This window comes from Streptomyces sp. NPDC041135, from assembly GCF_055592085.1.
In genome coordinates this window covers 1-4,653 of record NZ_JBVIYZ010000079.1, presented here as the reverse complement: position 1 = coordinate 4,653, position 4,653 = coordinate 1, and the positions used below count along the sequence as shown (strand labels likewise).

Genomic DNA, 4,653 nt, shown 5'->3' with positions numbered 1-4,653 from the left:
CCCGCCAACGCAGGGGAATGAACAACATCAACTGACCGACCGGGGGTCCATCTTCGGAGTCGAGCACCGGGTCAGCTTTCGAAGTTCACCGACAGCCGGTAGCGGGCGTGGTCAAGGAGAAACGCGGCGGCGGGCGGGGCGGTAGCAGAGGTGGACAAGGGGTCTTAGTCGGGCTCGTGGTCGGGCCGACCACCCTGGACAAGGGGGCCAGGGTGCTTTGCTGCGGGGCTGGCCACTAGGGCTTGTCGGATGGACCGGAGTCCCCGGTCCGGCCCGGGCAAGCACGTCGCCCCGGCATGGGCTTTGAATGGCTCATACCGGGGCGGTGGGAATCTCAGAAGGTCACCTTACGTCGACGTTCACCACGTCCAGCATGTTGGGGACGGCTGCGATTTCATAGGTGGGTCCTGAACCTTAGCCTTCGGTGCTTCCGCGCTCGTATAGGTGGCGACAACGCAAGGGCGGCGAGCCGACCAGTAGCTTCATGCGCCGGGTCAGACCGGCAAAGCACCGGGGGGCAGCACGACGGTGACGGCGTGCGTCACGACGACGACGACGGTGCTAGCCGTGTCGATGACGGAGCCGACGGGAAGGGTGCCGTCGGCTGCGTGGGCAGGGGCGGAGAAGGCTCCGAGAGCGATGGTGGCGAGGGCCGCAGTAGCGGCGATGTGTTTGATCACGTCGCTATAACTGTCGGAAGGTGCAGCGGTTACGCCGTCCCACGCCGCGCCGCCACCTCAGCTTGGAGAGTTCTCCGTCCTCTGTCCACAGGACCGCACGTCAACCATGCGAGGAGCACGCCGCGAGTCGCGCGGCGGTCATCGTAAGGAGAGCTTGATGCCGTACCTGACCCCGCCCCTTCCCGTACGCGTGGACGACCCCGAAAAGCCCCTGCTCCTCGAAGCCGCCACGGCAGAGAGTTACCTGGCCCTCGAGCCGACCGACCCCGCCCTCTCCGCGGGACGCACCGCCTGAGCTTGGTCACTGATATTCCTGCGGCGCGTGCGCCGGGACCGCAGCCAGCGGGCAGGGCCCGGTCGACCTCGTCGGAGGAGGGGGCCGGGCCGAGTGCGGCGCGCGCCCACTGGTGCAGGTCGGCGGCCACGCTCAGGCGGACACTCCTGCAGCACCAGGAGGCACCGACGAAATGAGCTGTGGTGGGTGACGAAATATCGGGGCGTCCTCCGGCTCGTGACCTCTGCCCAAGGGTCAGCGTTTGATGCGGCCGCGGACGGCGAGAACTGCCAGGCCGAGGAGGACGGGTTCGATGAGACGCGAAGTCATTTCGGTGTAAGTGCCGACGGTGGTGAGGTCCTGGCCGGAAGAACGGAAGATCACGGAGTTGACGACGACGCGCAGGCTCTTCTCGAAACGGCCGGTGGTGAGGCGGTCAGAGAGCGGTCCGGTGGGGTTTTCAGGGTCGGGGTTGTCGGTGGTCATCGTGATGCGGTAGCCGGTGAGCGTACCGGTGCTGATTGAAGGGGTGTCTCGCTGGGGCAGCCCCCACAGCATCATGACCAGCATCGTGAGGGCAAAGGCGAGCAAGAGCCAGACGAGTGCGCGGGTGGCGCGCAGGCCGTATCCGGACAGCCCCCAGTACGCAGTGAGCAGGGCGCGTTCGGTCGGCGCGTTGCGGGGGTCGGCGCGGCGCATCTCCATCTCGCCGTAGTAGAAGTCCGCAGCGCCAGGTTCGTTACCGGCGTCCTCGTACGATTTGCGCAGCGCCCGGTACACGGCGGCCAAGGCCCGCGGCTGCATTACGTTTCCGGAGAAGAGGGGCGGCTGCCAGCCAGCAACGGCACGGGGGAGGCTGTGGCGCCGCTGGTGTTCCTCGGCCACCGTGCTGCGCCGGGTGTACCGGACGAGCGGCAACCCAGCGCGGCGGTGAACACCTTCCGGTGCGCCGGCGAAACGGCAGTCGCCCTCCAGGCGGAGCTGGTCCAGATGGACCGTGCCGACGAACAGACACTGGCTCAGGTCCAGATCGGTCAGAGCCACCTGCGCCGCGTCCACCCCCCGCAGCGAGCGCACCCGTACCCGATCGGTCGGCATCCCGGCCAGCACGGACTCATCCACCAGACGGCCGCCGGAATCGAAGCGGCCGGGGCGGGCGGCGACCGTCACGGGATATTCGGCCACGGCGTCGGACAGATCTACGTCGGCATACCGCAGCCACACCGCAGCCGGCTGCGCCCAGCGCGTCCGGTGGAACCGCACCTCCTTCGCCGCGACCTCCACCGTCACTGCCGCTCCGAACGACGCACCGGAGAAGTCGACCCGTCTCGCGCACACCAGCGGCCCCAGCCTCACCGCCCCTTCGAACACTGCCGAGGTGAACCCGACGCCCCAGTGGGTGAAGGTCGTGAACCCAAACCAGGCGCTGTTGATGAAGGTTGCCGAGCTGAACATGGTGATCCCGGTGAAGGTGGCCGAGTCGAAATTGGCGCTCCGGGTGAAGGTGACCGAGGTGAAGTCGGCGTCCCCGGTGAAGGTGGCCGACGTGAACCGGGCGTCTCCTATGATCGGCCGATCGGTTGCCGGATCGGTCACTGCGGTGAGCACGCGGCCGAGGAGTGTCTCGTCGAGGGTTGTACCTCGTAAGTCCAGGTCAGAGCCGGGTGACAGGGACATGAGATATGCGACCTGATCCGCGGCATCGGCGTGGGCGAGGCATCGACCGGAGGCTGCGACATGCACCCCCGTACATCCCGACAGGGGATGGCCTGGAGCGGTGCCCTGTCCGCAGTGAGCCCACGACGGGGCGGCAGTCGTCATGGCCTGGTCTTAACGTATTCCAGGCACTCTGCGAGTGCACATCATCGAACCGTTACGGCGCTAGCAGCCCGGGAATAATCCCGGGCCCGGCCGGGGAGCATGCGGCGACAACCACCACAACAGTGAGCCTTTTCCAACCTGCCAGTGTCATTGTGCAGTTGGGGTGACAGCGTGGCGAAGCCCCTGGTAGATGGGTTTTCGACCAAGAGAACCGTGTCCACCAGAGGCTTTGCATGCTTGTTTACCCGTCCGGCGTGGACGTGTCCAGCTCCTCCCTTCGCTTCCTCGCCGGGCATCTGCGGCGGCACCGCCGTGCGATCAGCTCCCGCTGGCGAAGGCTGAGCGCCGGCCGCCAGGCCCTCCTCGCACTGGCCCACCTGCGCATGGGGCACACCTACGCCCAGCTCGCGGCCGGGTTCGGCGTCGGGACCACGACGGCATATCGCTACGTCACCGAGGCCGTCGACATCCTGGCCGCCCTTGCACCCACCCTGGGCGACGCAGTCCGCGCCGCGTCGACGAAGGCGTTCGTCCTCCTAGACGGCACCCTCCTGCCGATAGACCGCATCGCCGCGGACCAGCCCTTCTACTCCGGGAAGCACAAGAGACACGGCATGAACGTGCAGGTCCTCACCGATCCGTTCGGCCGACTGCTGTGGGCCTCGCCAGCCCTGCCAGGAGCTGTCCACGACATCCGCGCGGCCCGCGAACACGGCATCATCGACGCCCTTGCCCAGGCCGACTGGCGTGGCCCCGCGAAGGGGTGGGGTGGGGGCCGCGCTGATCTCCAAGCCAGCGTGAGCCCCGCTGCGAACCGGCGCCGCCCCAAGACGACGGGACACTCCACCGGGCCAGTCGGCTGCTGTGGCTGAACCCGTGGAGTGGACCGGTCCTGACGGGTGCCCGTCGCCAGGGGTGTGACCGACACATGCGGGGATTCCTCATGTATCAGGCGTCGGCGCCGGCTGCCACGGCTACTGCGCGGCGAGCTCCTTGAGGTCGACGGTGTCGCCGGCGGCCGGCTGCTCGGGCTTGACGGGCTTGGTAGGGGTACCGGTCGGGCTGATCGAGGCGGTGCCGCTGCTCCACCGACTCCGCACGGATGGCCGCGAACCGGTCTGCGGCTTCCGCACAGACCAGGCACCCGGCAGCACACACCGACACCTGGGCCGCTGCGGGGCGTATTCGTTGCGGTTGCGCTACATCCCGGCCTCGGCCGGCGCTGCGGACGCCGCGGGATGCAGGCAGGAGGTGACGTGGCGCGATATCCCGGCTCAGGCCGCGTCACGTCACCTCGCGCGACGTTCGAGTGCGCCGGCTGTTGAGGGCCGGGAAACTGCCGGGTCGTGTCGGGCGCGAGGCGTTCGCCGTCCGGACGCGGTGCTGCGGGCTGTGGAGCGCAAGGCCGGCCTTCGGCACGTCCCGCATCGGCTGAGACGGGAGAGCCCCGGTCGGCGTGCCGGCCGGGGCTAAACCCGCGAAAGGGGAGTGTCATCAGCTCTGAAGGGGTTCAGCCGAACGATCGTCCGAGCCCACGTCGGCTCACCTCCGCTCTGGCGGAGGTGAGCCGTCGGGGTCGTCGCTCAGGAAACCGCTCGTGGGGGCGGGCGGGGCCGGGGATCGTCGTCCCCCGCACGGCAGGCGTACGAGAAGCGTGCAAAGGTCTGCACAACGCCGAGCACAGGTCGCACGCCGCCGAGCTGTCGGTTCTCAGGAACGTACGTGGCCGTTTGTCTATGCGCCCGACACGGACCGCTCAGGAGGGCGTGAGCGCATCCACGCGCCTAGGCAGTTTCGTTTGGATCAGTCGGTCGTTGGTCCGGGTGTGCCGTTGACTGATGCGCAATGGACGCGGATCGAGCCGTTGCTCCCGGACCG

General features: G+C 68.2%; 4 protein-coding genes and 1 pseudogene. 2 read left to right on the top strand and 3 right to left on the bottom strand.

What is annotated here, in order from left to right; all coding sequences use genetic code 11:
- Positions 1 to 494 precede the first annotated feature (494 nt).
- Complete coding sequence (locus ACZ6CZ_RS37670) at positions 495 to 680, bottom strand: hypothetical protein (RefSeq protein WP_469030570.1); 186 nt, start codon at positions 678 to 680, stop codon at positions 495 to 497.
- 157 nt (positions 681 to 837) lie between these two features.
- On the opposite strand from ACZ6CZ_RS37670, the gene ACZ6CZ_RS37665 reads away from it, so the two are divergent.
- Positions 838 to 975 carry a hypothetical protein gene (locus tag ACZ6CZ_RS37665; protein WP_469030567.1) on the top strand — a complete coding sequence of 46 codons (138 nt, stop codon included), beginning with the start codon at positions 838 to 840 and terminating at the stop codon, positions 973 to 975.
- A gap of 234 nt (positions 976 to 1,209) precedes the next feature.
- On the opposite strand, the gene ACZ6CZ_RS37660 is transcribed toward ACZ6CZ_RS37665, so the two are convergent.
- A complete protein-coding gene (locus tag ACZ6CZ_RS37660) occupies positions 1,210 to 2,562 on the bottom strand; it encodes a pentapeptide repeat-containing protein (RefSeq protein WP_469030565.1) in 1,353 nt (450 codons plus the stop codon).
- A 446-nt stretch (positions 2,563 to 3,008) separates the two neighbouring features.
- On the opposite strand from ACZ6CZ_RS37660, the pseudogene ACZ6CZ_RS37655 reads away from it, so the two are divergent.
- Positions 3,009 to 3,605 (top strand): annotated as a pseudogene (locus ACZ6CZ_RS37655) (transposase family protein); the annotation flags it as partial.
- Between the two features lie 144 nt (positions 3,606 to 3,749).
- Here the strand turns inward: ACZ6CZ_RS37655 and ACZ6CZ_RS37650 are convergent.
- The gene (locus ACZ6CZ_RS37650; protein ID WP_469030563.1) at positions 3,750 to 3,875 is read right to left on the bottom strand and encodes a hypothetical protein; all 126 of its coding nucleotides are present in this window, start codon (positions 3,873 to 3,875) and stop codon (positions 3,750 to 3,752) included.
- Positions 3,876 to 4,653 lie beyond the last annotated feature (778 nt).